This window comes from Burkholderia sp. b14, from assembly GCF_900156195.1.
Taxonomy (GTDB): domain Bacteria; phylum Pseudomonadota; class Gammaproteobacteria; order Burkholderiales; family Burkholderiaceae; genus Mycetohabitans.
The window spans coordinates 670,725-696,929 of the sequence record NZ_FTPJ01000002.1 but is presented as its reverse complement, the minus strand read 5'-3'; the positions used below and the strand labels follow the sequence as shown (position 1 = coordinate 696,929).

The window sequence follows — 26,205 nt, the reverse complement described above, 5'->3', positions numbered from 1 at the left end:
ATTGTGCAATAGTCAGACACTCGACAGTACGCGAGCGGTGCTGTGACAACGCAAGGGTTTTGAAAGGGGAGCCAACTCATGCAGGGGCCAGAACCGATCGCCGGCCGGCTCGCGAAGCTGCCGGAGCAGGGCGTTGAGACCGACGACGACGGCGTGTTCATTGCGCCGGCGCACGCGAATGTTATCTCCGGTCGGCAGTATGTACTGAAGTCGGGTGACACGTTCGTCGTTAACGATCCGAACGGCGATATTTTAGGCCATGACGATGGCTTGTTCGTCAACGACATGCGCGTGCTGTCGCAACTGCAGCTCACATTTGGCGGCCGGGCGCCGTCGCTACTGTCGAGTAGCGTGAGCAGCGACAATACGGCGTTCACCGCGCATTTGACCAACCGGTCGTTGCCGCGATTGGGCGGCGAGCATACGCCGCAGGGTGTGGTCCATGTCGAGCGTTTGCGGGTGCTGTGCGGTAATGGATTAAACGAGGCGATCGCGCTGACCCATTACGGCACCGAGCCGGCGGTCGTACCGCTGTCGATTTCGTTTGCCAGCGATTTTCTAGACATATTCGAAGTGCGTGGCTCGCCGCGCAGCCGGCGCGGCACGCTGGTGCCGCCCTATGTTGACAATGATGAGGTCGTGTTCAGCTACCAGGGGTTGGACAACGTCGAGCGGGTGGTGCGCGTCGCGTTTTCGCCTGCTCCGGACAAGCTGTTGCCGGGGTGCGCCGACTATACATTGACGCTGCCGTCCGAAGCGTGTCTGTCGGTTTACCTGCAGGTCACGATCGTTACCCGGCCAATCAACGAGGCTGCCGCGCAGGTGCCCGGTGGCCTGGTGTCCACGCCGCCAGCCGGCTTGAGCGGTGCGGGACGGGCGGCGGTACGCGCCGCGCTGGCTGAGTCGCACCGAATGATGCGCGATAGGCGTCGCGCCAGTGCAAGGCTGCGCTCGAGCAATCCGTTGTTCAATGCTTGGATGGAGCGTTCGTTTGCCGACTTGGGATTGTTGACCACGGATCGGGACACCGGACCCTATCCGTATGCGGGTATTCCGTGGTTCTCGACGCCATTCGGGCGGGACGCGGTGATGACGTCCTTGCAGACGCTGTGGGTGCAGCCGGCGTTGGCCCGTGGCGTGCTCCGTTTTCTCGCGGCCCATCAGGCGCGCGAGGATTCGGCGTTTCGCGATGCCGCGGTTGGCAAGGTCATGCACGAGATGCGCAAGAGTGAGATGGCGGTGACTGGGGAAGTGCCGTTTGCGCTGTACTACGGCGGTGTGGATACGACGCCGCTGTTCATCGTGTTGGCCGGAGCTTACCTCGAGAGGACCGGCGATGCGGCGTTAATCGACGAATTGTGGCTGGCGCTGGAGCTAGCCGCGCAATGGATTGCACGGGTATGCGACCGCAACCCGTTCGGCTTGCTCGACTATCAGCGCGCGGCGGACAGCGGTCTAGCCAACCAGGGCTGGAAGGATAGCCACGATTCGGTGTTCCACTCGGACGGGCGCATGCCAGATGGACCGATCGCACTGGTCGAGGTACAGGCGTACGCGCGGGCGGCGTTCGAGACAATGGCGCGGCTGGCGCAGCATCGTGGCGCCGTCACGCTTGCCGCCAACTATATGACGCGTGCCGCAGCGCTGCGCGAACGGGTCGAGGCGATGTTCTGGATGCCGCAGGAGGGTTTCTATGGGATGGCATTGGACGGGCATGGTCAGTTGTGCCGTGTGCTGGCCTCGAACGCCGGGCACTTGCTGGCGTTCGGGTTACCGGACCAGGCGCGTGGCGAGCAGGTCGCGCAGACTCTCGAGTCCGCGTTGTTCCACACCGGATGGGGCCTGCGCACGCTAGCTGGCGGCCAGCCTCGGTTCAATCCGATGTCTTACCATAACGGTTCGGTGTGGCCGCACGATACCGCGCTGTGCGCTCGCGGCATGGCGCGCTACGGCGAAAAGGGCGCGGCGGTGCGGTTGCTGCAGGCACTGTTCGAGGCGGCAATCAATTTCGACATGCGGTTGCCTGAGCTGTTCTGTGGCTTCACGCGGCGGCGCGGCGAGCCGCCGACCGCCTATCCGGTCGCGTGCCTGCCGCAGGCCTGGGCGGCAGGTTCGCCGTTCATGATGCTCGAGGCTTGCCTGGGCGTGACCGTGGACGCGCAGCGGGAGGAGGTCCGCATTGAGCACCCGCGGTTGCCGGCAGGCATCGATTGGCTGGAAGTCGACGATCTGCGCGTGGGCAGCCGAACTGTATCGTTGACGTTCCGCCGCGTGGGGGAGCAGGTGGTGCCGGCTGTGGACCGCGGTGACGCGCGCGTGCTCGCGTTGCTTTAGCAGGGTACGGATCAATGCATCGGAGCTGTACCGGAACGCGAAACTGGATCGTTATGCCAAGACAGACTTCGTGCGGCGTCATGATACTCAACGAACTCGGTAGCGTGTTGCTGTGCCACGCAACCGAGACGCGCCACTGGGACATCCCGAAGGGTCAACCCAATCCAGGCGAGGCACCGATCGATGCAGCGCTGCGCGAGACCCGCGAAGAGACCGGCTTGGCGCTCGACGCAGCAGCGCTGGTCGAGCTGGGGGCGTTTCCTTATCGCCCTGACAAGGAATTGCACTTGTTCGCGACCAGCGTCTCGACGTGCGACGTTGATATCCGCGAGTGCGTATGCACGTGCCTGTTTCCGAGCCACCGGAACGGGAAGATGATTCCCGAAATGGACGCATTCCGGTGGGTGCGGCCGACTGAAGTCAGCCGCTACACTAGCGCCAGCCTCACGAGGCTGTTCGAAACCAAACTTTCGCTGTCGGCGTTGCACCGCCAACTGAACGGTGCCGCAGCGTGATCTGCATTATTCCTTGATCAGGAACCGTTCGCGCTTCTTGCCGTGAATCCAGGCTGGCGCCCGTCCCCGCCCGGACCACGTGGCTCCGCTGGCAGGATCTCGGTACTTCGCCGGCGCGGAGGCACGCTTTTCCGGCGCGCTGCTCGCCGCATGCCGTCGGCCAAAAATGTCCTGGGGGCTTAATCCATATTCGGCGACCTTCGCGCGGATGTCCACGATCACTGCGTCTAGCTCAGCCAAACGGGCCTCCTCGGCCTTTCGCTGCAACGCTTCGATTTGTTGTTGAAGTTGCTTGTAAGTTGCCATTAGTTTTTTTTAGCTCGAGTGGAATAATGCGCGATGATAGCGCGCCGGCGGTGTCGCGGACGCGTTATCATCGGATAGGCGGGTTGGCCTTGGCTATGCTCTCGTTACACTTTGGGCGAGCAGAGCGGGAACGAATCGGGCCGCATTTTCCGGCGGCCCACAGCGGTAGGGCTAGCGGCGCACGGGCAGCTAGCCCCTGCCCGGCCTTGTATTTAATCGCCGTCGGGTGTTCTCGCCGAACGACGAGTCTTACCGGCGGTGCGTGTGCGAGGCACAGGGCCGTCCGATACGCCGTGGCCGTTGTTATTGGCGCGGTCCCGGCCCCACAATGCATCCGGGAGATTGCGCTCCATTTCGTCGCGGGTAATCTGTTCTGCCAGTTGTCGAGATTTTGGGGTAGCGGGGCCTGCTGGCCGGTTCGCTCCTGACATGACGCACTCCTTGTGGTTGGACAAGTCACTTTTATCTAAGCACATTTCACGACTACGTCAAATCCGCATGCCCGACGGTACGCATCTTTCATTCCTGATAGGATATGTGATGCGACCTGGCGCCGCCGGGACTTCAAGAGCAACGCTTGAGTACAGTAACGTGCTCGCAACATAAAGCGCCTTGCCATGGCATCCTCGGTCGGATCACCGGCGTGTTTGCCGGGCATGTAGGCTTTGCCGGCCGGCCAGGGTTACACGCCAGCGGTGGTCGGCACGCCGCGCGAGCGGCCAGAACTCAGATATTCGGCAATCGAATCCTGCGTGATTTCTCCCAGATAGCCGCCTTCCGGATCGACGACTGGCAACCACGACGAGTTAACCTCAAACATCTTGGATAACACCACGCGCAGGTTATCCTCCGCATTCACGGTGGTCGCGAATTCGCGCATTTTGTCGCCGCAACGTGCCGGGGTGGAGGCGCCTTCACGCGCGACACGACGCGATACGTAGCCCAGTGCGCGCCGTGCGTCGTCGGTGACCGTCACGTAGCGATTGTCGGTATCATCCATCACGCCGAGCGCTTGGGCAAGCGGGGTATCGACGTGCACGGTCTGGGCGTGGGCTGCCGCATCGCTCGCCTTGACCAGCAGCAGGCGTTTGAGTGTGCTGTCGTGGCCCACGAATGCGCTGACGAATTCGTCCTTGGGATGGGCAAGCAAGGTGTCGGGATGATCGAACTGCACCAACTGGCCGCGCCGGAACACGGCGACCTTGTCGCCTAGCTTGATCGCCTCGTCGATATCGTGGCTCACCATGATCACCGTTTTCTTCAGCGCACGTTGCATCTGGAAAAACTCGTTCTGGATCGACTCCCGGTTGATCGGGTCGACCGCACCGAACGGCTCGTCCATCAACATCACAGGCGGATCAGCCGCGAGCGCGCGGATCACGCCGATGCGTTGTTGCTGGCCGCCAGAAAGCTCGCGCGGATAGCGCTTCAGGTACAGCTTCGGGTCCAGCGCGACCATCGACATCAGTTCGATCGCGCGTGCGTGATAGCGCGCCTTGTCCCAGCCGAGCAGCCGTGGCACGACCGTGATGTTCTCCTCGATCGTCATGTTCGGAAACAAGCCGACCTGCTGAATCACGTAGCCGATGTGGCGACGCAGTTCCACTTCGTTGACGTTCGCGGTGTCCTCGCCGTTGAGCAGCACCCGGCCGCCGGTCGGCTGAATCAGCCGATTGATCATTTTCAACGTCGTGGTCTTGCCGCATCCCGAAGGGCCGAGAAAAATGCAGATTTCGCCTTCGGCAACAGTCAGGCTGACGGCGTCGACCGCCCGTACCGCACTGCCGTCCTTGCGTGTGAAGGTCTTCGTCAAGTGGTCAAGTTCGATCATGTCTTCGCTACTCCCTTCGGTGTCAATGCACGCTGCAGCGCGTGCAGCAGCAGGTCCGCGACGATGGCCAGCATGCTCACGAGCACCGCCCCGATCACCAGCCGCGTCATGTTGCTTTGGCTGATCGCACGCAGTACCAACTCGCCGAGGCCTCCGGCGCCGATGACTGCGGCAATAGTCATCACGCCGATGTTCATGACGACGGCCGTCCGTACGCCGCCGATGATCACCGGCACGGCGAGCGGTAGCTCGACGAGCCAGAGCCGTTGCCATCGTGTCATGCCGATGCCGGTACCCGCTTCGCGGATGCTTGGGTCAACATTGCGCAGCGCCAAGTAGGTGTTGCGCATAATCGGCAGCAGCGAGTACAAGAATACCGCCACGATTGCAGGAGCGGGGCCGATGCCGGCACCCCAGCGCGACAGCAGCGGAATCATCAGGCCGAACAACGCAATCGACGGCAGCGTAAGCACGATCGTCGCGCAGCCGAGCAACGGGCCGGCCAGCCATGCGCATCGGTTGATCAGGATGCCGAGCGGCACACCGACGAGAATCGCGCAGCCGACGGCGGTACCGACCAGTGCGAGATGCTGCAAGGTGAGCGACGCTAGTTCCTGCCAGTTGTTTGAGAAATAGGTCATTAGGTCCATCGGTTCTCCCGGCTTAAGGCAACGCGTGTGTGCGCAGGAAATCGGCGGCGACCGCACTGATCGATTCTTCGTCGATGTCCACGCGCTTGTTCATCTCGGACATCACTTCGTTGTTGATCTGCGCGGACAGTGCATTGAGTTGCTTCGCGAGTTCCGGGTGCCGGTCCAGCACGTCGCGGCGCACGACCGGCGTTGCATTGTATGCGGGAAAAAAGCCGAGATCGTCGTCGAGCACTGTGATGCCGAAGCCTTTGATGCGTCCGTCGGTCGTGTAGACTAGCCCAAACATGGCTTGGTCGTTGTGCAACGCCGTATAGACCAGCCCGGAGTCCATCTGCTTGACATCTGAGCGGCGCAGTCGCAAGTCGTACAGCGCCTGTAATGGCCGCAACCCGTCTGGCCGGTTCGCAAACTCCGCGTCCATCGCAAACCAATGCCGCTTGTGCGGGTCGTCTTGTCGGATCTTTGCGGCCAGTTGCGAGATCGTATGGATGCCGTCGCGTTCGGCGCGCTTGCGAGGCATCGCCAGCGCGTAGGTGTTGTTCAGCGCCGACGGCTCGAGCCACACCAGGCCACGCGGTTTGTCCAGATCGCGTACGCGGCGGTACACGGTTGGCGGATCGAGCTTCTCATGGATTCGGTTGTAGACGATCAGCGCCGTACCAGTGTAGTCCCATACGATATCCAATTGCCGGTTCTCCATTGCGCTGCGCAACAGTACGCTGCCTAGGCCGCTGCGGTTCTCGACCGTGTAGCCGCGCGAGCGCAGGTATTGGGAAGTGATTTCCGCGAGCAGCAATTGCTCGGTAAAATTCTTACCGCCGACGACCAGCGTCGCGGCGTGCACCGGTACCACGCTCGCCAGCGCGGTGCCGGCGAGCAGCCAAGTCATGACGCATTTAAGCAAACGGGTCATAAGTTCTCCTGTGCTTTCGTTACAGTGCCAGTCCGCGACGCGCCAACGCGGCGCGAGCGATGCCGGCAACGAGTGCGTCCAGCGCGAGCGCCAGCGCAGCAGTCGACGCGGCGCCTAACAGCAGCATGGCCGGATCATTCAGGTAGATTCCTGGGAAAATCAATGTGCCGAGGCTGTCGGCGCCAATCAGGAAGGCCAGCGGCGCGGTGCCGACATTGATGGCGAGCGCGGTGCGCACACCGCCGATGATGATCGGCATCGCGTTGGGAAGCTCAACCTTGAACATCGACTGCAGCGACGTCATGCCGAGGCCACGCGCCGCCTCGCGCCACGCGAGCGGCACCGCGCGCATACCCTCGTATGCGTTGCGGGCGATCGGCAGCAACGACGCAAGCCACAGTGCGACGATCGCCGGCGCGGCGCCGATACCCAGAACTGCCAGTGCCAGCGCGAGCACCGCCAGTGACGGCACGGTGTTGCCCACGTTCAGCACCTGCATCAGCCGCTCTGCATGCCGCGGGTTCGACGCGCGGCTCAGCAGGACGCCGGCGGGGATGCCAGTGAGCAGCGCGAGCGCCATCGACGCGCCGACCAGCAACAGGTGCGCACCAGTGTAGTACAGCAGGTCGGTATGATACTTGCACAGCACGTCCGGTCCGATCGCGCGGACCAGCGCTGTCACGATCAGTGTCAGCACGATGAAGCTCGACAATAGCTTCGCGCGACGACTCGTCATCGTTGAGTTCTCCTCGTGGGTTGCCGATACAGCACGCGCTCTAAAGCAAGATAATAGCGAGCCACGCGCGGGGTACGAAGCCCGGCACGCTGAAGGCGGACGGCACAATGCCGTCACATGCTGCACGGTTGCCCGCTGCGCGGTCGCATTTGCAACGATGGCCGCTGCACGGGCAGGATGTCGTCCATGGACGACTGGCGGAAGGACCGGGCGCAACGCGCTGCCGAGTCCACTAAAGCGCCCGGTACGGCCGGGCAGATGAAAGGGTCCGCCGATGCGAACCCATCTTTCATGCAACCGTATTGAAATTGCGCGAACGGGCTTGGATCACGCAATAACTACCACGATCTTGTATTGCAGACGCTAGCATTCTATTCAATGTCCGCGCAAAAGTCCAGCGCTGGCAGGGAAAATGCAGTGATCGCTGTCCGATCGTCGTTAGAGGCAGCGGTGCTCATGCTTCACCGCGCGTGGCGAGCCCGTAGCGCTTGATCTTCTCGTACAGTGTCGCTTTACCGACTTGCAGGTGCTCGGCCGCAGTCGATACGGTGCCGCCGTGCGCCTCCAGGGCCTGTGCGATGAGCGCGCGCTCAAACTGCTCGACGCGCTCTTTCAGTGGCTGCGCGTCGTTGTCCGGGCGGGTGGCGTGCTGCATATCGTCCAAGCCGATGCCAAGCACGAAGCGATCGGCGGCGTTGCGCAACTCGCGCGCGTTGCCCGGCCAGTCTTGCTGCATCAGCGCGTGCCGCTGCGCGTCGGTGAGCACGTGCGCCGGGCGCTGGTAGCGCACTGCGGCATCGAGCACAAAATGCTCGAACAGCGGCACGATGTCCTCGCGACGTTCGTTGAGCGGCGGTAGGGCGATCGTCACGACATTTAAGCGGTACAGCAGGTCGCGTCGGAACGTGCCGGCCGCCACATGCTGGTTCATGTCTCCCTTGGCCGCCGCAATGATCCGTACGTCGCTGTGCACCGGCGTGTTCGAGCCCAGCCGTTCCAGCACACCGTCCTGCAGCACGCGCAGCAGCTTTGCCTGCAGCGCGAGCGGCATGCTTTCGACTTCGTCGAGAAACAGCGTGCCGCCCGATGCATATTCGAGCTTGCCGACGCGACGTCGCGTCGCGCCGGTGAAGGCGCCTTGCTCGTGGCCGAACATCTCTGACTCGAACATTGGCTCGGGCAATGCCGCGCAGTTGATCGCGACGAACGGCTGGTCGCGGCGCGCAGACTGTTCATGTAATGCCCGTGCGATCAACTCCTTGCCGGTGCCCGTCTCGCCGTTGATCAGCACGGCGGCATCGGTCGGTGCGACGTTGGCGATCATCGTGCGGACCTGCTCGATCGCCGCGCTTGTGCCGATAATATGCACGGTACCGGGACGCTGGGCCGCTAGCTCTCGGCGCAGCGCACGGTTCTCCAGTTGCAACGCGCGCCGTTCGAGCGCGCGGCGCACAGCGTCGGCGAGGCGCTCCGACGAAAACGGCTTTTCAATGAAGTCGTATGCGCCGTCGCGCATCGCCTGCACCGCCATTGAGATATCGCCATGGCCGGTGACGACGATCACGGGCACATCCGGCGCTCGCTCGCGCATCAGCGACAGCAGTTCTAGGCCGCTCGCCCCGGGCAGCCGGACATCCGTGACGATCGCGCCGGGCACGCCGGCGCCGGCGGCGTGCATCGCGTCCAGCGCGGCTTCTACGCTCGGATAGCCGGTCACGTCGAAGCCGCCGAGCATCAAGCTCTGGACGTTGGCGCGCCGTACTAGCTCGTCGTCTTCAATGAACAATACTTGCAAGCCGTGGGTCATAGTTGTGGTTGTCCATGCGGTGGACAATGGCGTGGGCGATGTGTGGTCATGCCGGCGTGTCCTGGTCCGAGCGCGCATACGCGCGTGGCAGCGTCATCACGAAGCATGCGCCGTGCGCCGGCGCATCGCGATCGTCGTCGCGCGTGGTGGCCACGCTTAGCGTGCCGCCCGCGTCGCGCACGATCGAGGCGGCGATCGCCAGCCCGAGCCCCAGCCCTTGCCCCATTTCCTTGGTGGTGAAGAACGGCTCGAACAGCCGGGGCAGCACGTCGGCGGCGATGCCGGGACCGTTGTCGATGACGGCGATCGCCACGACGTCTGGGCGTGTGTCGACTTCAATGATAATGCGTGCCGCCGGGTTGCTGGCGAGCGCATCGGCTGCGTTGCCGATCAGGTTGATCAGCGCCTGCTCGACTCGCAGGTCATCACAGCGCACAGCGGGTGACGTATTCAGTGCATTCAAATCGAACGGCGCACACTTGCCACCGGCGTGCACGCTCACGACTCGCACGTCGATGCCGGCAAGCTTATCGCGCAACATCGCCAGTGCATTGCGCAGCGCCTGCGCGACGACGGCGTGCGCATCGCGCGGGCGCCGCTTGCTGACGAACAGTTTCAACTGGTTCGTGATGCGCCCCATCCTGTCGATCAGTGTCGCGATGGCCTGTAGGTTCTCGCGCGCCGCATCCAGCGCGTTACGCTCGATCAGCACCCGTGTGTTATCCGAAAAGGTGCGCAGCGCGGCAAGTGGCTGGTTCAGCTCATGGGTGATGCCAGCGGCCATTTGCCCGAGCGCGGCCAGCTTACTGGCCTGCACGAGTTCGTCTTGCGCGGCGCGCAGTTCCGCTTCCGCGCGCGTGCGTTCGCCGACTTCGCGCGTGAGTCGCTCGTTGGCCGCCGACAGGTCCGCGGTACGTTCCGCGACGCGCTGGTTCAACTCCGCATAGGCGTTCTGCAGCATCCGGCGACCGTACTCCATTTCGCGCAGCTTGGCCCTTCGCAGCCGCCAGTAGAAGCCCAGCAGCGCGGCAATCAGTAGCGCCAAGCCGGTCGCCACCGTCATGGCGCGCGCCCGTACATCGACATCATCCAGCGGCGACAGTACCGTCAAGCGCCAGCCAAGCTCGCTCAGCGGTTGCTCGGTGTGCAGATACAGCGGTGCCAGCGGGCCTGAGCCGAACCGCACTAACTCTGCGTCTGTTTCGCGCGTGCGCGCCCTGGTTAGCGGCAACGGCGTCAACGGCTCGTCGCTGTACTGTTCGGTGTCGCGAATCCATGCTAAAGCCTGGCTCGACAACGGGTGCGTCGTATGGTACTTCCACGATGGGATTGACGACAGGATGACGATACCGTTGGCATCGGTGACGAACAGCGGCTCGGACCGGTCTTGTGGCGGGAACCAGCTCAGGTCGATTTTAATCACCACGACGCCGACTTGGATCCCATTGTATGAGACCGGCTGGGAAATGTAGTAGCCGGCCTGATGCGAGCGCGTGCCGATCCCGAAAAAGTGGTCCTCGCGTCCCGCGATTGCGGCGACGAAATACGGCCGGAAACTATAGCGTGTCCCGACGAAACTGCCGGGTTCGCGCCAGTTGCTGGCTGCCACGCACAGGCCGTCGTCGGTGATCAGGTAGGCCTGTGACGCCTTCGAGCGTTGTGCGATTTCCTCCAGGTAGCGATTCGCGCGGGCGACCGCTTCACCGTTCGGCTGCCGTAGCGCATCCTGCACCAGAGGATGCGTGGAGAGCAGGTACGGCAGGGGCTCATAGCGGTCTAGCGCGGCTTGCAGTGTGGCGCTTGTGCGCGCCGCGCGCGCGGCCGACGCCTCGCGCAAGCGGTCGATTGCATGAGTGCGCGCGGTCGACCAGGCCGCGACGCAGCTTGCGATGACGACCGCGGCGAGCACCAGCAATACGGCGGTACGGCGTAGCACGGCGAGATGTCAGGGTAGCAGCGGATGGAGGCATCATTGTGGCACAACGCCGTGCGGGCGCCTATGCGGTTGCTTCCGCTTTGATGCTTGCCGGCCGGCGCATCACGCGCTTGAGCTTGTCGCGATCGAGTTCGTGCTCCCACGCGGACACGACGACCGTTGCTACGCCGTTGCCGACGATGTTGGTCAGCGCACGACACTCGCTCATGAAGCGGTCGATGCCGAGGATCAGTACCATGCCGGCGAGCGGAATGGTCGGCACGACCGCTAGCGTCGCGGCGAGCGTGATGAACCCGGCGCCAGTGACGCCGCTCGCGCCCTTGGACGTGAGCATTGCGACGGCCAGCAGTGTCAACTGCTGACCCCATGTCAGGTCGGTATGGGTCGCCTGCGCGATGAACAGAACGGCCATCGTCATATAAATGTTCGTGCCGTCGAGATTGAACGAGTAACCGGTCGGCACCACCAGTCCAACGACCGAGCGCGAGCACCCGAGCTTCTCGAGCTTTTCCATCAGGTGCGGCAGCGCCGCCTCGGACGAACTGGTGCCGAGCACGATCAGCAACTCTTCCTTAATGTAGCCGAGAAAACGCACGATGCTGAAGCCGACGGCACGCGCAATCGTGCCGAGCACAATCAGCACGAACAGCAGCGACGTCAGGTAAAACGTGCCCATCAGCTTGAGCAACGGCAGTAGCGAGCCGACCCCGTACTTGCCGATCGTGAACGCCATTGCACCGAACGCGCCGAGCGGCGCGACCTTCGTGATCAGGTGCACCATGCCAAAGAACACCTGCGAGACGCTGCTGATGAATGCGGACACCTTGGCGCCGCGCTCGCCCAGCTGAGCCAGCACGCTGCCGAACAGGATTGCGATCAGCAAAATCTGCAGGATGTCGCCTTGCGCGAAGGCGCTAAAGAATGTGTCGGGGATTAGGTGTATTAGGAAGTCGACCGTTGTCTGGCCATGCGCCTTTTGCGCATAGGCTGACACCGCCTTGCTGTCGAGCGTAGTTGGATCAATGTTCAAGCCTACACCGGGCTTTAGGATATGCGAGGCGACCAGGCCGATCAGCAGGGCGAACGTCGAGACGACCTCGAAGTACAGCAACGCCTTGCCGCCGACGCGGCCCACCTTCTTCATGTCCTGCATGCCGGCGATGCCGGACACTACGGTGCAGAAAATGATGGGTCCGATCACCATCTTGATGAGCTTGATGAACGCGTCACCCAGCGGTTTCATTTGTATGGCTAATTGTGGGTGGTAATGGCCCAGCAGGATGCCCAGTGCGATGGCGAATAAAACCTGGACGTAAAGGACCTTGTAGAGGGGTTTTTTCACGATAGATACCCTTATCGTTTGTAACAAGAATCGCAGGCCCGGACAATCTCGTCACGGGCGTGCGCGGATAATGCGTTGCGTGCGCTGCGCGGGTTCAGCGTGAGCGGGATCGACGGACGGACATGCGATGTCTCCTGGCTGTAGTTGTGTCTTGGCTTGGCGCCGTGGGCGCTTTATGTGCAAGGCCGATGCCAGCCTCGGCCGATGGGTATAAGTCTTTGACTGATAACGGTTATGAGGGTCGGTGCAATGCTGTGCTTTCCGAATTTCCGGAAAATGCCGGTGGAAAAATCTGGATATCCAGATGCATTGAACGAATCCCTTGGCTTGAATAAAGGCCAAGCTATCGCGCGAGTGTCGGCGCTGACCCTGCGTTGAAGCGTTGCGTTCACGGCCCTCGATTCATGCGAGAGGAAGCGGCATCTAGCTGGATCGGCGTGGATCGTATGGTGCGTAGGTGGGCGCATCGGCGAGCAGCCAAGTAGCGTATCGCCGCGGTAATGCGCTACTTCGCAGAGAGCGTGGCCAGCAGGTTTATCATCATGTTCGGCGTAAAGGTGAACGGCACCCAGCCATAGCCGGTATGGCGGAACACAACCAGTTTCGAGCCATTGTTGTGTGATTGCGTAGCGATCGCCGGATCTTGCGTTGCCGCGAAGCGCCAGCCCGGCGGCAGTGTAGCGGGCGGCTCAGGCGTCATCGAGGCACGCGCGATCGCTAACTCCTCAATGATCGCTGAGATATCGGCGGGCCCGAGCGTAACGGAGTGCTCGCCGAGTGTCACGACGATTTCGTTTTGCGACGGACGGTTGAAGTGCAACTGAGGCGGTGTTGAATCGTTGGCCGTTTTTGTTGCCGGGTCAGCCAGAGCCGCCGAATCTGCCGGCTCGGCGCTGGCGAGGTGGTCAATCAGCCGTTGCACCGCGTCGATCTGTTCGTGAAGCTCCATACTTCTGCCCTGATTGAGATGAGGCTGTAATTTTACTCGAGGTGCCAGGCACAGCGACCGGCTGGCTCGTCGCGCGTCATTTTTGTGCGTAAATCCAGCCATTTCTAGCACGTCGATCGCCATGAAGACGCTAAGCTCCCGTATCATTAAGGCTTTTGTAAGCTTATTCCCGGATTTTTGAAGGAGTCGCATGCCTCACGACATCAGCCTTATCACTCTGATCGCAACCGGGCTCGGGCTCGCGATGATCCTCGGCTACGCCGCGTCGTGGTTCAAGATGCCGCCGCTGGTCGGCTACCTGCTGGCCGGCGTGCTGTGCGGGCCCGCGACGCCGGGTTTTGTTGGCGACGTGGCGCTTGCCGGCCAGCTTTCCGAGATCGGTGTGATGCTGTTGATGTTCGGCGTCGGACTGCATTTCTCGCTCGATGACTTGCTGGCCGTCAAGCGTATCGCTGTGCCCGGCGCGATCGTCCAGATCGCGGTGGCGACGGCGCTCGGCATGGGCACGGCGATGTGGTGGGGCTGGCCGGTCGGTGTGTCGCTCGTCTTCGGGCTGGCGCTGTCAGTGGCCAGCACGGTCGTGTTGCTGCGCGCGCTGGAGGCGCGCGGCCAGCTTGATTCGGCCAACGGTCGTATTGCGGTCGGTTGGTTGGTCGTTGAGGACCTGGTCATGGTGCTCGTGCTGGTGTTGCTTCCACCGTTGGCCGGCCTACTCGGCGGCTCGCCGGACGGCAACCATGACGCGGGACTGACCGAAGCGCGCGCCGCCGCGCCGCAGCCCAGCCTGTGGGCCATGATCGGCGTGACATTCGCGAAGGTCGCCGCCTTCATCGCATTGATGTTGGTGGTCGGCCGCCGGGTGTTCCCGCGCCTGTTGTTCCTGGTGGCCCGCACCGGCTCGCGCGAGCTGTTCACACTGTGCGTGATCGTCGCCGCAGTGGGTGTGGCGTACGGCTCGGCACGCCTGTTCGACGTGTCGTTCGCGCTGGGCGCCTTTTTCGCCGGCATGATGATGCGCGAGTCCGAGTTCAGCCATCGCGCGGCGGACCAAACGCTGCCGTTGCGCGACGCGTTCTCGGTGCTGTTCTTCGTGTCGGTCGGCATGCTGTTCGATCCCCACGTGTTGATCAACGCGCCGTTACACGTGCTCGGCGTGGTCGCGATCATCATGGTCGGCAAGACCGTGGCGGCGGTGGCGCTGGTGCTGGCCTTCCGCTATCCGCTGAACAGCGCGTTGACCGTCGGCGCGAGCCTTGCGCAAATCGGCGAGTTTTCGTTCATCCTGGCTGGACTGGGGATGTCGCTCGGCTTGTTGCCAAAAGAGGGGCAGGACTTGATCCTGGCCGGCTCGCTGATCTCCATTGCGTTGAATTCGCTCGTGTTCGCCGCGATCGAGCCGGCGCAGGCATGGATCCGTAGTCGTTCCAGCCTAGCGCGACGGATGGAATGCCGCGAGGATCCGCTCGCTGCGTTGCCGATGACGGTGCCGCAGGCGCACCTGACCGGCCAAGTTGTGATCGTCGGCTATGGCCGGGTCGGGCGTCGTGTCGCGCAGACGTTGGCCGCACATCGGATTCCGTATGTGGTGGCCGAGCAGCATCGCGATATCGTCGAGAAGCTGCGCGCCGAGCAGGTGCCCGCCGTGTGCGGCGATGCGTCCGATCCGATGGTACTGGTGCAGGCGCATGTCGCTCGCGCCGGGATGCTGGTGGTGACGTTGCCGGACACATTCGATGTTCGCAAGATCGTCGACACCGCCCGCACGCTGAACCCGTCTATCGAAGCGGTGTTATGCACTGACAACGACGACGAGGCCGCGCTGCTCCAATCGGAACGAGTCGGCACCGTGTTTGTTGGGGATAGCGAGTTGGCGCGCGGCATGACCTCGCACGTGCTGTCGCGGATGACGGGCGCCGCGACCGCGGGCGGTGTCGATGCAACCGGTGCGTCGGGTCACCTGCGATGAGGGCTACGTCGGGTTTGACCGGATGTCAAGTGGTTGAGCGAAGCATGACAATGTTGGCCGAATGTGCGTAAAAGTTATCAACAGTTTCTGTGGATAAACCTGTGGTGAACCCAGCCGAAACCTAGTCAATCTGGGGTTCCGATCGGGATCACCGCGTTGCATAGGTGGCCCTGGACTGCAACGGGCGCACAGAAAGGTTATATTTCCGGGATGGAAAAAAGACAGAATAGGGCATTCGGGATGTCATCCAACATGCCACCGCCGCCTCGGCAATGGGATGCGCGGCTCGCTCGCCGGCTCGTGATGCCATTGAAGGACACCTCGGTCACGCCGAACTACCTGACGACGCTGCGCCTGTTGATCGGCCTGGCCGGCGCGGCCGCGCTGGCCAGTGGGGGATATGGTTGGGCCAACGTCGGCGCGTTGCTGATCGTGCTATCCAATTTCGTTGACCATACGGACGGTGAGTTGGCTCGCATCAGCGGTAAATCGAGCCGCCTGGGCCACTTCTACGACCTCGCGGCGGACGCGCTGGTTACGATCGGGCTGTTCGTCGGCATGGGGTTGGGTGTCCCCGCCGATGTGCACTCAACGTTGCCGGCGGCGCCTGTATGGCTCGGCTGGGTGGCCGGCCTAGCTGTGGCGTTGATTTTCTTCCTGCGCATGCGCATCGAGCAGCGCGCGGGCAAGGCCGGCACGCGCCAGGCGTTTTTGGCCGGCTTTGAAACCGAGGACGTACTTTACCTGCTGCCGTTGGTCACGTTGCTGGATGGCGTGACGCCGTTCCTGTTGGCGGCGGCAATCGGCGCGCCACTGTTCGCGGTGTGGGTCGCGATTGACTATCGCCGCACAATGCGGCGGGGCACGGGGGCTGCTGCGGCAACCCATTACGGCACGACGCCATGACTGTCGCGGCCGGACTGGCCCGCGACGGCGCGGGCGCTGGACATCAGGGCAGCACGGCAATGGACGCGTCGTTGCACGAACGCATCGCGACGCTCGATACCGAGCTGCTGCGCGAGACGTTCGCTGACCAGGGCGCGTTCCTGTTCCTCGACACATTTCTGGCGTCGGACGTGACTGTCCGGCTCGTGGACGCAGTGCGCCGGGTCGACGGCGCAGTGAACCGCAACTACCTGCCTGGACACAAGCAGGGCGGCAGTGTCAGCAGGCATGCGATCGACCGGCTTGCACCGATGATCGCCGAATTGTATCGTTCGCCAGCGTTGATCCGCTGGCTGGAGGCACTGTGCGGGGACTGCCTGATGGCCTGTCCTGACACGGATCCTCACGCATACGCGCTCTATTTCTATACCAAGCCCGGTGATCATATCGGCTGGCACTACGATACGTCGTACTACAACGGCCGGCGATACACGCTGCTGCTGGGCGTGGTTGACGAATCGTCGTGCAAGCTGGAATACCGGCTGCACACTCGTGAGCCGGGCATACCCGTCGTCGAGGCGGCAGTGCAGTTGCCGCCTGGCGCTCTGGTCTTTTTCGATGGAGACAAGCTGCATCATCGGATTACGCCGCTGGGCGCGAACGAGCGGCGCGTATCGTTGACATTCGAGTACGTGACCGATCCGAGCATGGGGCGGTTCCAGCGGTTCGTATCGAACATGAAGGACGCAATCGCTTACTTCGGTTTTCGACAAGTATTTCGGCAGTGGACCGGCAGGCGAACGCGCACATGACACGTGCAGCGTGGATTTCGTTGACGATCGGCGCGTCGCTGTTCGTCGGGCTGCTGGCATGGCAGGGTATCGCACCGTTGATGGCCGCGTTGTCGGCCGCCGGCTCAGGCTTGCTGCTCGTGGCCGCGTTCCATGGTCTGCCGATGGTGGTCGACGCGGCGGCGATCCGTGTGCTGGCGAGTGAGCGCGGCGGTGTGCTGGCGGGTGAACGCGGCGGCGTGACGATCGGTGACGCGCTGTTGACGCGCTGGGCAGGCGAATCGGTCAACAGCCTACTGCCGGCCGGCCAGATCGGCGGGCCGTTGCTGATGGTGCGGCATCTGGCGCAGCGTCGATTGTCGCTGCCGGAATCGGCGGCGGTGATCACCGTCAGCACGACGTGGCAAACGATCGCGCAAGTCGTGTTCGCGCTGCTGGGTCTGGCGGTGTTCGCGGCTGATGCGGCGCATGGTGCGCTCGGCGGTCTGCGCACGCCGTTGCTGGCCGCGAGCGCGGGCTTTGCGCTGCTGCTGTACGGTTTTTACCTGGCGCAACGGCGGCGCTTGTTTGGGCGGCTCTCACGCGTGATGTCTAAGCTGTCGGCGGGACGCGACTGGTCGGCGCTCTTCGAGCGCGCCGATGCGGTGGATGCGTACGTAGCCACGCTGTATCGGCAGCCGCGCGCGGTGGCGGCAAGCTTCGCATTGAGCCTGTCCGGCTGGATCATTGGCACCGGGGAAGTCTGGCTGATCCTGCAGTTGATTGGACATCCGGTCGGCTGGGTTGATGCACTGTTGCTCGAGAGCATTGGGCAGGCCATCCGCGGCGCGGCGTTCATGATCCCGGGCTCGCTTGGCGTGCAGGAGGGCGGGTACCTGCTGCTTGCGCCGCTGGTCGGCTTGCCGCCGGACACGGCTCTCGCGCTGTCGCTGGCCAAGCGCGCCCGCGAGATCCTGCTCGGCGTGCCGGGCCTGGTGTACCTGCATTTTTCTGAGCGCGGCTGGCAACGCCGCCGGGCTATGCGGATGCCGGCGGCCGACTAGCGTGCCGGATAGCGCAACATGTTGATTTGAGCGCCTCGCCCGGCGCTGCGAATCAACACTCATAGACGAATCACACGGGAGCATCAGTGCGCGCCATTATTCTTGCTGCGGGTCGCGGCCTGCGCTTAGTCCAGCCCGAGAACAAGCACTCACCCAAATGCTTGCTACAGTTCGACGGCATGACGCTGCTCGAGCGCCATTTGCATTGGCTCAGGGCAGCCGGTGTCGACGAAATCGTACTGGCCTTGGGCTTTCACCACGAGATGATCGAAGCCGAGCTGCTGCGCCTGTGTTGGACGCCGCCGCCGCGCTTCGTGCTTAACTCGGACTACGAGCTGGGCAGCGTGCTGACGGTGCACACGGTATCCGACGCGTTGTGCGCGGGTGGAGACGTGTTGCTGATGGATGCCGACGTGCTGTACGACGAGCGTCTCATGCTGCCGCTGGTGGCCGGCGAGCATGCGAATCGGTTGCTGATCGATCGTGATTTCGAGCCGGGCGACGAACCGGTCAAGCTATGCTTGCGTGACGGTGTGCCCGTCGAGTTGCGCAAGCAGGTCGCGGCCGACCTGCGGTACGACACGATGGGCGAATCGGTCGGTTTTTTCCGCCTGACTGAGGGGGCCGCGCGGCGTCTGGCGCAGATCGCGGCCGACTATGTCGGCAGCGGCCGCGCGAATTTGCCACACGAGGAAGCGCTGCGGGACCTGCTGCTCGAGCGCAGCCATGTTTTCGACGTGGCCGACGTGACCGGTGCACCATGGATCGAAATTGATTTTGCTGCGGACGTCGAGCGTGCGAGAACGCAAGTGCTGCCCCTGCTGCAGCCGGTGTTCGCCGCGAGTACGATCGTGTCGCGTTGAGACAGGAGCTTATTGAATTCATGAACGCCCCCGATACCTTGGTTGTGCGCGCGCAAAGCCGTGCGGCGCGGCTGCGCCGCATGCTGACTTCCGATAAGCTGGAATTTATGATGGAGGCGCACAACGGGCTGTCCGCGCGGATCGTGCGCGAAGCGGGTTTTGATGCCATCTGGGCGTCAGGCCTAGCGATCTCGGCGCAATACGGTGTGCGCGATAACAATGAGGCGAGCTGGACACAGGTGGTCGACACGCTGGAATTCATGGTTGACGCGAGCGACCTACCCATCCTGCTTGACGGCGATACCGGCTACGGCAATTTCAACAACGTCCGGCGGCTGGTCAAAAAGCTGGAGCAGCGCGGCGTGGCCGGCGTGTGCATCGAGGACAAACAATTCCCAAAGACCAACAGCTTCATCGGCGGCGAGCGGCAGCCGTTGGCGGATGTCGATGAGTTCTGCGGCAAGATCAAAGCCGGCAAGGATTCCCAGGATGATCCGGATTTTTCGATTGTCGCGCGGGTTGAGGCGTTGATTGCCGGCTGGGGCATGGACGAGGCACTGCGCCGCGCCGAGGCGTATCACGCGGCTGGGGCCGATGCGATTCTGATCCACAGTAAGCTGGCGCGGGCCGACGAAATCGTGGCATTTGCACGTGAATGGGCTCATCGCGCGCCGCTGGTGATTGTACCGACGAAGTACTACAGCACGCCGACGCAGGTCTTCCGCAACGCGGGCATCAGTGTCGTGATCTGGGCGAATCACTTGATACGCGCGGCCACGTCGGCGATGCAGGCCGTCGCCAAAGAAATTCACGACAGCGAGACGCTGGTCGGCGTCGAGGACCGGATCGCATCGGTCAACGAGATTTTCCGCTTGCAAGGCGCGGACGAATATTCAGCCGCCGAGCGGGTCTATTTGGCCGCGCGCGCGCCGCGCGCGGCGGTCGTGCTGGCCGCGAGCCGGGGACGCGGGCTGGAGGCGGTCACCGCGCAGCGGCCCAAGGTGATGTTGCCGATTGCGGGCAAGCCGTTGTTGCGCTGGCTTGTCGATGGCTTTAAAAAGCAGGGCGTGAACGATATCACGGTCGTGGGTGGCTACCGTGCCGATGCGATCGACACGGCGGGCATCCGCCTGGTGGTCAACGAACGGCACGAGACGACCGGTGAACTGGCGTCGCTCGCGTGTGCGACGCAGGCGTTCGAGCACGATACCGTCATCTCGTATGGCGATCTATTGTTTCGCAGTTATATCCTGCACAACCTGGTCGAAAGCGACGCGCACTTTTGCGTGGTCGTCGATTCGTCGCAGACGCAGCCGACCAACCAGAGCGTGCGCGATTTCGCGTACTGCTCGGGTGGCGACGACCGGGGCCTGTTTGGGCAGAAGGTCGTGCTGCGGCGCGTGAGCAGCGAGGCAGCCGCGCCAGATGGCACGGTGCCGCACGGGCGTTGGATTGGCCTGCTGGGCGTGCGTGGCGAAGGACGCGACAAACTTCGGCGTATTTTTGCGACGTTGCGCGAGCGCGGCGACTTTGATTCGCTGGATATGCCGGCGCTGCTCAATGCGCTAGTTGACGCCGGCGAGCAGATCGAAGTGCAATATGTGCACGGACACTGGCGTGGCGTCAATGATCTGGATGATTTCCGCCGGGCGGCGGATTTCGCCCATACGCAGGTACCGATCGCAGAGGCGAGCGCCGGAGGTGGCAATGATTGACGCGGCGCAGTTTGTTGATGCGGCGCGCGAACGCGGATTCGACTGGTACGCGGGCGTGCCGTGCTCGTTTTTAACACCTTTCATCAACTACGTGTTGCAGGCGCCATCGCTGCATTATGTGAGCGCGGCAAACGAGGGAGATGCGGTCGCACTGATCGCAGGCACGACGCTGGCTGGTCGGCGCGGTGTCACGATGATGCAGAACTCCGGGCTCGGCAACGCCGTCAGTCCGCTGACCTCGCTGACCTGGACGTTCCGGCTGCCGCAGTTGTTGATCATCACCTGGCGTGGCCAGCCGGGCGTGGCCGACGAGCCGCAGCATGCGTTGATGGGGCCGATTACGCCGGCGATGCTCCAGACGATGGAGATTGCATGGGAGACCTTTCCGACCGACGCAGCGGATATCGGTCCGGCATTGGATCGGGCGATCGCGCATATGGACGCTACCGGTCGGCCCTATGCGCTGGTCATGCAGAAGGGGAGCGTCGCGCCCTATCCGCTGCGCGGCGCCACTGCCCACGCACGGCGCGCGGCGGTGCCGGTCGAATCGACGCTGCGCGGCACGTCCTGTGACGCATTGCCGTCGCGCAGCGACGTACTGCGCGGCGTGATCGACGCAACACCGGTGCAGGGCAGCGTGGTATTGGCGTCCACCGGTTTCTGTGGTCGTGAACTGTATGCGCTGCACGACCGGCCAAACCAATTGTATATGGTTGGCTCGATGGGCTGCGTGATGACGATGGCGATCGGACTCGCGCTGGCGCGGCCTGACCTGCGCGTGGTGGCGCTCGATGGCGATGGTGCCGCGTTGATGCGCATGGGCGCGTTTGCGACGCTGGGCGCCTATGGGGCGGCCAACCTCGTGCATATTGTGCTAGACAACGGCGTGCACGATTCGACTGGTGGCCAGGCGACCGTATCACCTGGCATGTCGTTCGCGGGCGTGGCCGCGGCGTGTGGGTACGGGCTGGTGATTGAAGGGGACGATCTCGGTGCGCTGCGGCGGGTTTTCAACGCCGAGCCGCTCGGCGACGGGCCGCGTTTCGCGTGTATCAAAATACGGCCCGGTACGCCAGAGGGCCTGCCACGGCCATGCGTGACGCCGGAGCAAGTGAAAAGGCGCTTGATGAACCACATCGCACATGGTGCGGGAGGCCGCTGATGCTGTTACTGAACCCGGGGCCGGTCACGCTGACGGAACGCGTGCGACAGAGCTTGCTGCAGCCCGACCTGTGCCATCGCGAGCCGGAATTCTACGATTTGCAGCAAGAGGCGCGCGAACGCCTGTTGGATGTCTATGCGCTCGATCCCATCCAGTGGCAAGCAGTCCTGATCACTGCGTCGGGCACGGCCGCGGTGGAGAGCATGGTTGCCGCGCTGGTGCCGGAGCATGGCCGCCTGCTGGTGGTGGAGAACGGCGTGTATGGCGAGCGGATCACGCATATCGCACGTCACTATCGGATTAACCACGAAGTGGCGGTACATCGATGGATCGACGCGCCCGATGTCCAGGCGTTGGCGGCGTGGCTGGATGACGCGGCGCGCGCGCAACGGCCGTTTACCCACGTTGCGCTGGTGCACCATGAGACGACTACGGGCCGCTTGAACGATCTCGGGGGCGTGCTCAACGCGTGTCGCGCACGCGGCGTCGGCGTGCTGCTGGATGGCGTTAGCAGCTTCGGTGCAGAGGCGATCGACTTTGCCGATCCTGCGCTCGTCGCGGTCGCGGCGACAGCGAACAAATGCTTGCATGGGGTGCCGGGGGCCTCATTCGTCGTGGTGCGTCGCGCGGCGCTGGCCGACGCGGCAAGCCGGGCGTTTTACCTAGACCTTGGGCGGCTGGCGTGCTTGCAGGACGAGCGCAATACGCCGTTTACGCCGTCGGTGCACGCCTATTACGCGCTGGTCGAGGCACTGCGCGAGCTTGAGGACGAGGGCGGCTGGCGCGAGCGTCATGCGCGTTATCGCAAGCTGGCCGAGCAAGTGCGTGACGGTTTGGCGCGCCTGGGCGTGGATGGCGTACTGCCGCCGCAGGAATCGTCGGTCGTGCTGCGCGCGTACCGGTTACCGCCGACGATTGACTACGTCCAATTGCACGATGCATTGAAACTGCATGGATTCGTCATCTATGCGGGGCAGGGCGGCTTGGCGGCCGAGTTGTTCCGCATCTCGACGATGGGCAATCTGACGGCGCACGACATGGACCGGTTGCTGCGTGCGTTCGGACAGCTGCTGGCGTGAGGCGGCGGGCATCGCCTCGGCTCCGGTGCGGCGGCGCAGCCCGGCTCCGGTGTGGCGGCACAGCAGGATCGAACCAGTCGGCCGGCACAGACCGGCGTCATACGGATAACCACGATGACCCAACTACTTTCCACGATCGACCATCCCGCCCAGCTGCGTTCGCTGTCGCGCGCGGATTTGAAGGCGCTGGCCCATGAACTCAGGGCCTTCGTGCTCGACAGCGTGTCGCGCACCGGCGGTCACTTGTCGTCCAATCTCGGCACCGTCGAGTTGACGATCGCGTTGCACTATGTGTTCGAGACACCGAAGGACCGGATTGTTTGGGACGTCGGCCACCAGACCTATCCGCACAAGATCCTGACCGGGCGGCGGGACCAGATGAGCACGCTGCGCCAGTGGAATGGCATCTCGGGTTTCCCCCGCCGCTCGGAGTCGGAGTTCGATGCGTTTGGTACCGCCCATTCGAGCACGTCGATTTCGGCGGCGCTGGGCATGGCGGTAGCAAGCAAGCTCAAGGGTGAGCATCGTCGTGCGATCGCGGTGATTGGCGACGGCGCGATGACCGCCGGCGAGGCATTCGAGGCGCTGAACAACGCCGGCGTGTGTGAGGACATCCCGTTGTTAGTGATCCTGAACGACAATGACATGTCGATTTCGCCGCCGGTTGGCGCATTGAACCGGTATCTGGTCAAGCTGATGTCCGGACGCTTCTACGCGAGTGCGAAGGAGGGCATGCGCAAGATTTTGCCGCCGCCGATGCTGGAACTTGCGCACAAGCTTGAGGAGCATGCGAAGGGCATGGTCACGCCGGCGACGCTGTTCGAAGAGTTTGGCTTTAACTACATCGGTCCGATCGATGGGCATGACCTCGATGCGCTAATTCCGACGCTCGAGAACCTGAAGCAGATGAGTCGACCACAGTTCCTGCACGTGGTGACGAAAAAAAGGCCAGGGCTACAAGCTGGCCGAGGCCGATCCGGTGCTGTACCACGGTCCGGGCAAGTTTAATCCGGATGAGGGCATCAAGCCTGGCGGCGCCGCTAAGAAAACCTACACCAAGGTCTTCGGCGAATGGCTGTGCGATGCGGCGGAACTGGACCCGCGGGTGGTGGGCATCACGCCGGCGATGCGCGAGGGCTCGGGGCTGGTGGAGTTCGAGCAGCGCTTCCCGCAACGCTATTTTGACGTGGGCATTGCCGAGCAGCACGCGGTGACCTTCGCCGGCGGGTTGGCGGCCGAAGGGTTGAAGCCGGTGGTGGCGATCTACTCGACGTTTCTGCAGCGCGGCTACGACCAGTTGATCCATGACGTGGCGCTGCAGAACCTGCCGGTGATGTTCGCGCTGGACCGCGCGGGGCTGGTGGGCGCGGACGGGGCCACGCATGCGGGCGCCTACGACATGGCGTACCTGCGCTGTATCCCGAACATGGTCGTAATGGCGCCGGCCGACGAGAACGAGTGCCGGCAGATGCTACACACGGGCTTGCAGCTTGACGGGCCGAGCGCGGTGCGCTATCCGCGGGGTACGGGGCCTGGAGTGGCTACGCAAAAGCGGCTGAGCGCAGTGCCAGTGGGCAAGGGGGAGATCCGACGGCAGTCGCATGCGCCGGCCGGCCACCGGGTGGCGATCCTGGCGTTCGGCTCGATGCTGACGCCGAGCCTGACGGCGGCGCAGGAGTTCGACGCGACGGTGGCGAACATGCGTTTTGTGAAGCCGCTGGACGAGGCGCTCGTGCGGCAGCTCGCCGACACGCATGAGCTACTCGTGACTGTCGAGGAAGGGACGTTGATGGGCGGTGCCGGCTCGGCCGTCGCGCAAGCGCTGGCGTGTCACGACAAGCTCGTGCCGCTGGTGCAACTCGGCTTGCCCGATACGTTCATTGACCATGGCGATGCGGCGCAGCAGCTTGCCTCAGTGGGGCTCGACGCGGCCGGCATTGCCGCGTCGATTCGCCGCGGCATCACCGATCGTCTGTCCCGTTCACCCGTTCGCGTGACGCAGGGCAAGTGAACGGCGTAGTTATTCTTGTGCTATCGGCCCGTTGCCGGTCAACCGGATAAGGCGTGGACATTCGCGGGCGTTGGCCGCGACCTCGCTTCCGTGTCGCGGCAACGATGACGCGGCGCTATCCTCCCGGCGTTTCAAATGTCGATGGAGGAATCGGTGTCGAGACTATCCATATGTTCGGTCCGCGTCGTGTCGCCCTCGGACGAACGAAGCGCTCCGCTGCAACGCTCGTCGGCCACCGCTTCGGCACAGCACACGCCTATCATGCTCGACGGATTGCAACGCCGCCGCTCGAGCGCGGCTGACAGCGTTGATATCACAGCAACGCGGCGCGGCTCTCTGGCGCGACAGCTGGACGCGCATTTCGATACTGATTGGCATCCGCTCTATCATGCGCCATGGACGGAAGCTGCCATGGAGTTGGACAGCGCTTGGTATCCGCTCCCGGTTTGGCAAGCCGAACCGGTGTCGCCGCTATCATCGGTTGGCGCGCAGCGGCGCGATTCGTTGTTGCGGTTGCCGTCCGCCCGATACCTGGCCGCACACGGCATGCCACTCAGTGAACTCGGGCTCGAACTGAATGCGCCGAGCCATGACGACGAGCCGCGGCTGTCAGCGGTGCTGACCGATGACGACGAGTCACAGATGTCAGACGTGCGTGCCGAGGGCGGCGAGCCACGCCCGTCGGACAGGCTGACCCATGATGACTTGCGTGCATTGGTGCGTTCGCTGACGCAGCACGTCGAGCGCCGCCGGCTGCGTGCGATGTTGCGCGCCGCCCAGCGGGCGGAACACGCGATAGCGCCGTCGGACGATTCGAACGACGGGTCGACGTATCGCAGCATGCTACGCGAAGCCATCCGGCAGTCCCTGTACCCGCGCTCCACCCGCGCACTGCGGGAGGCCGTGTGCCGGTATGTACCCGGGTTCGGCGAGCCGGCGTTGGCGGGCTCGGTGTCCGACAGCACGCTGAAGGCCATGTTGGAGGCTGCCGCCGTCGATGGCCGGCTGCCGATGAATCTGGCGGAATTGGTGTTGCTGCCGGACGGGATGACTCAGCCGCTGCGCCGGCGGGCCAAGGAAGTTGGCGGGGTGATCGCGCCAGTGCCGCGACAGGGGGACGAGGCGCAGGCCGATGACGCGGAATCGGATGACGCGCAGCAAGCGATGTCTGCGTTGGAGGCGCTACAGGCGAACGGCACGATTTCGGAAGACCAGTATATTGCCGCGGCCAATCGGTTGGCGTCACTGCTCGGCTACCGCGTGGGAAACTATCCGCGTGCAGCTTAGCAAAGGATGGTGTGACATAAAGGATGGCTTAGCATTGCCTGGAGGCGTCGGCCACCGACATGATGCTAGCTGGAGCGTTGC

Annotated in this window: 20 protein-coding genes and 1 pseudogene; 12 read left to right on the top strand and 9 right to left on the bottom strand. The window is 63.4% G+C overall.

All coding sequences use genetic code 11. The annotated features are described in order from the left end of the window. Positions 1-78 precede the first annotated feature (78 nt). Together B0B13_RS04340 and B0B13_RS04335 are read left to right on the top strand one after the other, a co-directional pair. The gene (locus B0B13_RS04340) at positions 79-2,334 is read left to right on the top strand and encodes an amylo-alpha-1,6-glucosidase (protein ID WP_076794447.1); all 2,256 of its coding nucleotides are present in this window, start codon (positions 79-81) and stop codon (positions 2,332-2,334) included. A 14-nt stretch (positions 2,335-2,348) separates the two neighbouring features. Then, on the top strand, positions 2,349-2,849 hold the full coding sequence (locus B0B13_RS04335; RefSeq protein ID WP_083703614.1) for an NUDIX hydrolase: 501 nt from the start codon (positions 2,349-2,351) through the stop codon (positions 2,847-2,849). Between the two features lie 6 nt (positions 2,850-2,855). Here the strand turns inward: B0B13_RS04335 and B0B13_RS04330 are convergent, their stop codons facing one another. From B0B13_RS04330 to B0B13_RS04285, 9 genes are all read right to left on the bottom strand, one after another. After that, the gene (locus B0B13_RS04330) at positions 2,856-3,155 is read right to left on the bottom strand and encodes an H-NS histone family protein (RefSeq protein WP_076794445.1); all 300 of its coding nucleotides are present in this window, start codon (positions 3,153-3,155) and stop codon (positions 2,856-2,858) included. 682 nt (positions 3,156-3,837) lie between these two features. After that, positions 3,838-4,986, bottom strand: coding sequence for an ABC transporter ATP-binding protein (locus tag B0B13_RS04325; RefSeq protein ID WP_076794444.1), 1,149 nt, complete (start codon positions 4,984-4,986; stop codon positions 3,838-3,840). Beyond that, the gene (locus tag B0B13_RS04320) at positions 4,983-5,636 is read right to left on the bottom strand and encodes an ABC transporter permease (protein ID WP_076788362.1); all 654 of its coding nucleotides are present in this window, start codon (positions 5,634-5,636) and stop codon (positions 4,983-4,985) included. Before B0B13_RS04320 ends, B0B13_RS04325 begins: the two co-directional genes overlap by 4 nt. A gap of 13 nt (positions 5,637-5,649) precedes the next feature. Then, the gene (locus B0B13_RS04315) at positions 5,650-6,552 is read right to left on the bottom strand and encodes a glycine betaine ABC transporter substrate-binding protein (protein WP_076794443.1); all 903 of its coding nucleotides are present in this window, start codon (positions 6,550-6,552) and stop codon (positions 5,650-5,652) included. Positions 6,553-6,571: 19 nt separating this feature from the next. Further along, entirely contained in the window at positions 6,572-7,288 is a 717-nt protein-coding gene (locus B0B13_RS04310; protein ID WP_076794442.1) for an ABC transporter permease, read from the bottom strand. Positions 7,289-7,742: 454 nt separating this feature from the next. Next, entirely contained in the window at positions 7,743-9,095 is a 1,353-nt protein-coding gene (locus tag B0B13_RS04300) for a sigma-54-dependent transcriptional regulator (RefSeq protein WP_076794440.1), read from the bottom strand. Positions 9,096-9,141: 46 nt separating this feature from the next. Then, positions 9,142-11,031 (bottom strand): sensor histidine kinase, encoded by a 1,890-nt coding sequence (locus B0B13_RS04295; RefSeq protein ID WP_076794439.1) that lies wholly within the window; start codon positions 11,029-11,031, stop codon positions 9,142-9,144. A 61-nt stretch (positions 11,032-11,092) separates the two neighbouring features. Beyond that, positions 11,093-12,376, bottom strand: a complete 1,284-nt coding sequence (locus B0B13_RS04290) for a dicarboxylate/amino acid:cation symporter (RefSeq protein ID WP_076788692.1) — start codon at positions 12,374-12,376, stop codon at positions 11,093-11,095. A gap of 502 nt (positions 12,377-12,878) precedes the next feature. Next, positions 12,879-13,445: a hypothetical protein gene (locus B0B13_RS04285; RefSeq protein WP_237573937.1), complete on the bottom strand. Its 567-nt coding sequence runs from the start codon at positions 13,443-13,445 to the stop codon at positions 12,879-12,881. Between the two features lie 67 nt (positions 13,446-13,512). Here B0B13_RS04285 and B0B13_RS04280 point away from each other — a divergent pair, with 67 nt between their 5' ends. The 10 genes and pseudogenes from B0B13_RS04280 to B0B13_RS04235 all read left to right on the top strand — a co-directional run bounded on the left by B0B13_RS04280 (position 13,513) and on the right by B0B13_RS04235 (position 26,124). After that, complete coding sequence (locus tag B0B13_RS04280; protein WP_076794437.1) at positions 13,513-15,288, top strand: cation:proton antiporter domain-containing protein; 1,776 nt, start codon at positions 13,513-13,515, stop codon at positions 15,286-15,288. A 252-nt stretch (positions 15,289-15,540) separates the two neighbouring features. After that, positions 15,541-16,194: a CDP-alcohol phosphatidyltransferase family protein gene (locus B0B13_RS04275; RefSeq protein WP_422393115.1), complete on the top strand. Its 654-nt coding sequence runs from the start codon at positions 15,541-15,543 to the stop codon at positions 16,192-16,194. Then, on the top strand, positions 16,191-16,985 hold the full coding sequence (locus B0B13_RS04270; protein WP_076794435.1) for a HalD/BesD family halogenase: 795 nt from the start codon (positions 16,191-16,193) through the stop codon (positions 16,983-16,985). The genes B0B13_RS04275 and B0B13_RS04270 overlap by 4 nt, the downstream gene beginning before the upstream one ends. Further along, positions 16,982-18,007: a lysylphosphatidylglycerol synthase domain-containing protein gene (locus tag B0B13_RS04265; protein WP_076794638.1), complete on the top strand. Its 1,026-nt coding sequence runs from the start codon at positions 16,982-16,984 to the stop codon at positions 18,005-18,007. The genes B0B13_RS04270 and B0B13_RS04265 overlap by 4 nt, the downstream gene beginning before the upstream one ends. Before the next feature lie 86 nt (positions 18,008-18,093). Continuing rightward, on the top strand, positions 18,094-18,870 hold the full coding sequence (locus B0B13_RS04260) for a phosphocholine cytidylyltransferase family protein (RefSeq protein ID WP_076794434.1): 777 nt from the start codon (positions 18,094-18,096) through the stop codon (positions 18,868-18,870). A gap of 20 nt (positions 18,871-18,890) precedes the next feature. Beyond that, positions 18,891-20,585, top strand: a complete 1,695-nt coding sequence (gene aepX, locus B0B13_RS04255) for a phosphoenolpyruvate mutase (RefSeq protein ID WP_076794433.1) — start codon at positions 18,891-18,893, stop codon at positions 20,583-20,585. Continuing rightward, positions 20,578-21,747: a phosphonopyruvate decarboxylase gene (aepY, locus tag B0B13_RS04250; RefSeq protein ID WP_076788342.1), complete on the top strand. Its 1,170-nt coding sequence runs from the start codon at positions 20,578-20,580 to the stop codon at positions 21,745-21,747. Before aepX ends, aepY begins: the two co-directional genes overlap by 8 nt. Continuing rightward, positions 21,747-22,826 carry a 2-aminoethylphosphonate aminotransferase gene (locus tag B0B13_RS04245; RefSeq protein ID WP_076788341.1) on the top strand — a complete coding sequence of 360 codons (1,080 nt, stop codon included), beginning with the start codon at positions 21,747-21,749 and terminating at the stop codon, positions 22,824-22,826. The genes aepY and B0B13_RS04245 overlap by 1 nt, the downstream gene beginning before the upstream one ends. Before the next feature lie 114 nt (positions 22,827-22,940). Continuing rightward, a pseudogene (gene dxs, locus B0B13_RS04240) lies at positions 22,941-24,837 on the top strand (1-deoxy-D-xylulose-5-phosphate synthase). A gap of 411 nt (positions 24,838-25,248) precedes the next feature. Further along, positions 25,249-26,124, top strand: a complete 876-nt coding sequence (locus tag B0B13_RS04235; protein WP_237573938.1) for a hypothetical protein — start codon at positions 25,249-25,251, stop codon at positions 26,122-26,124. The last annotated feature ends 81 nt before the right edge of the window (positions 26,125-26,205 follow it).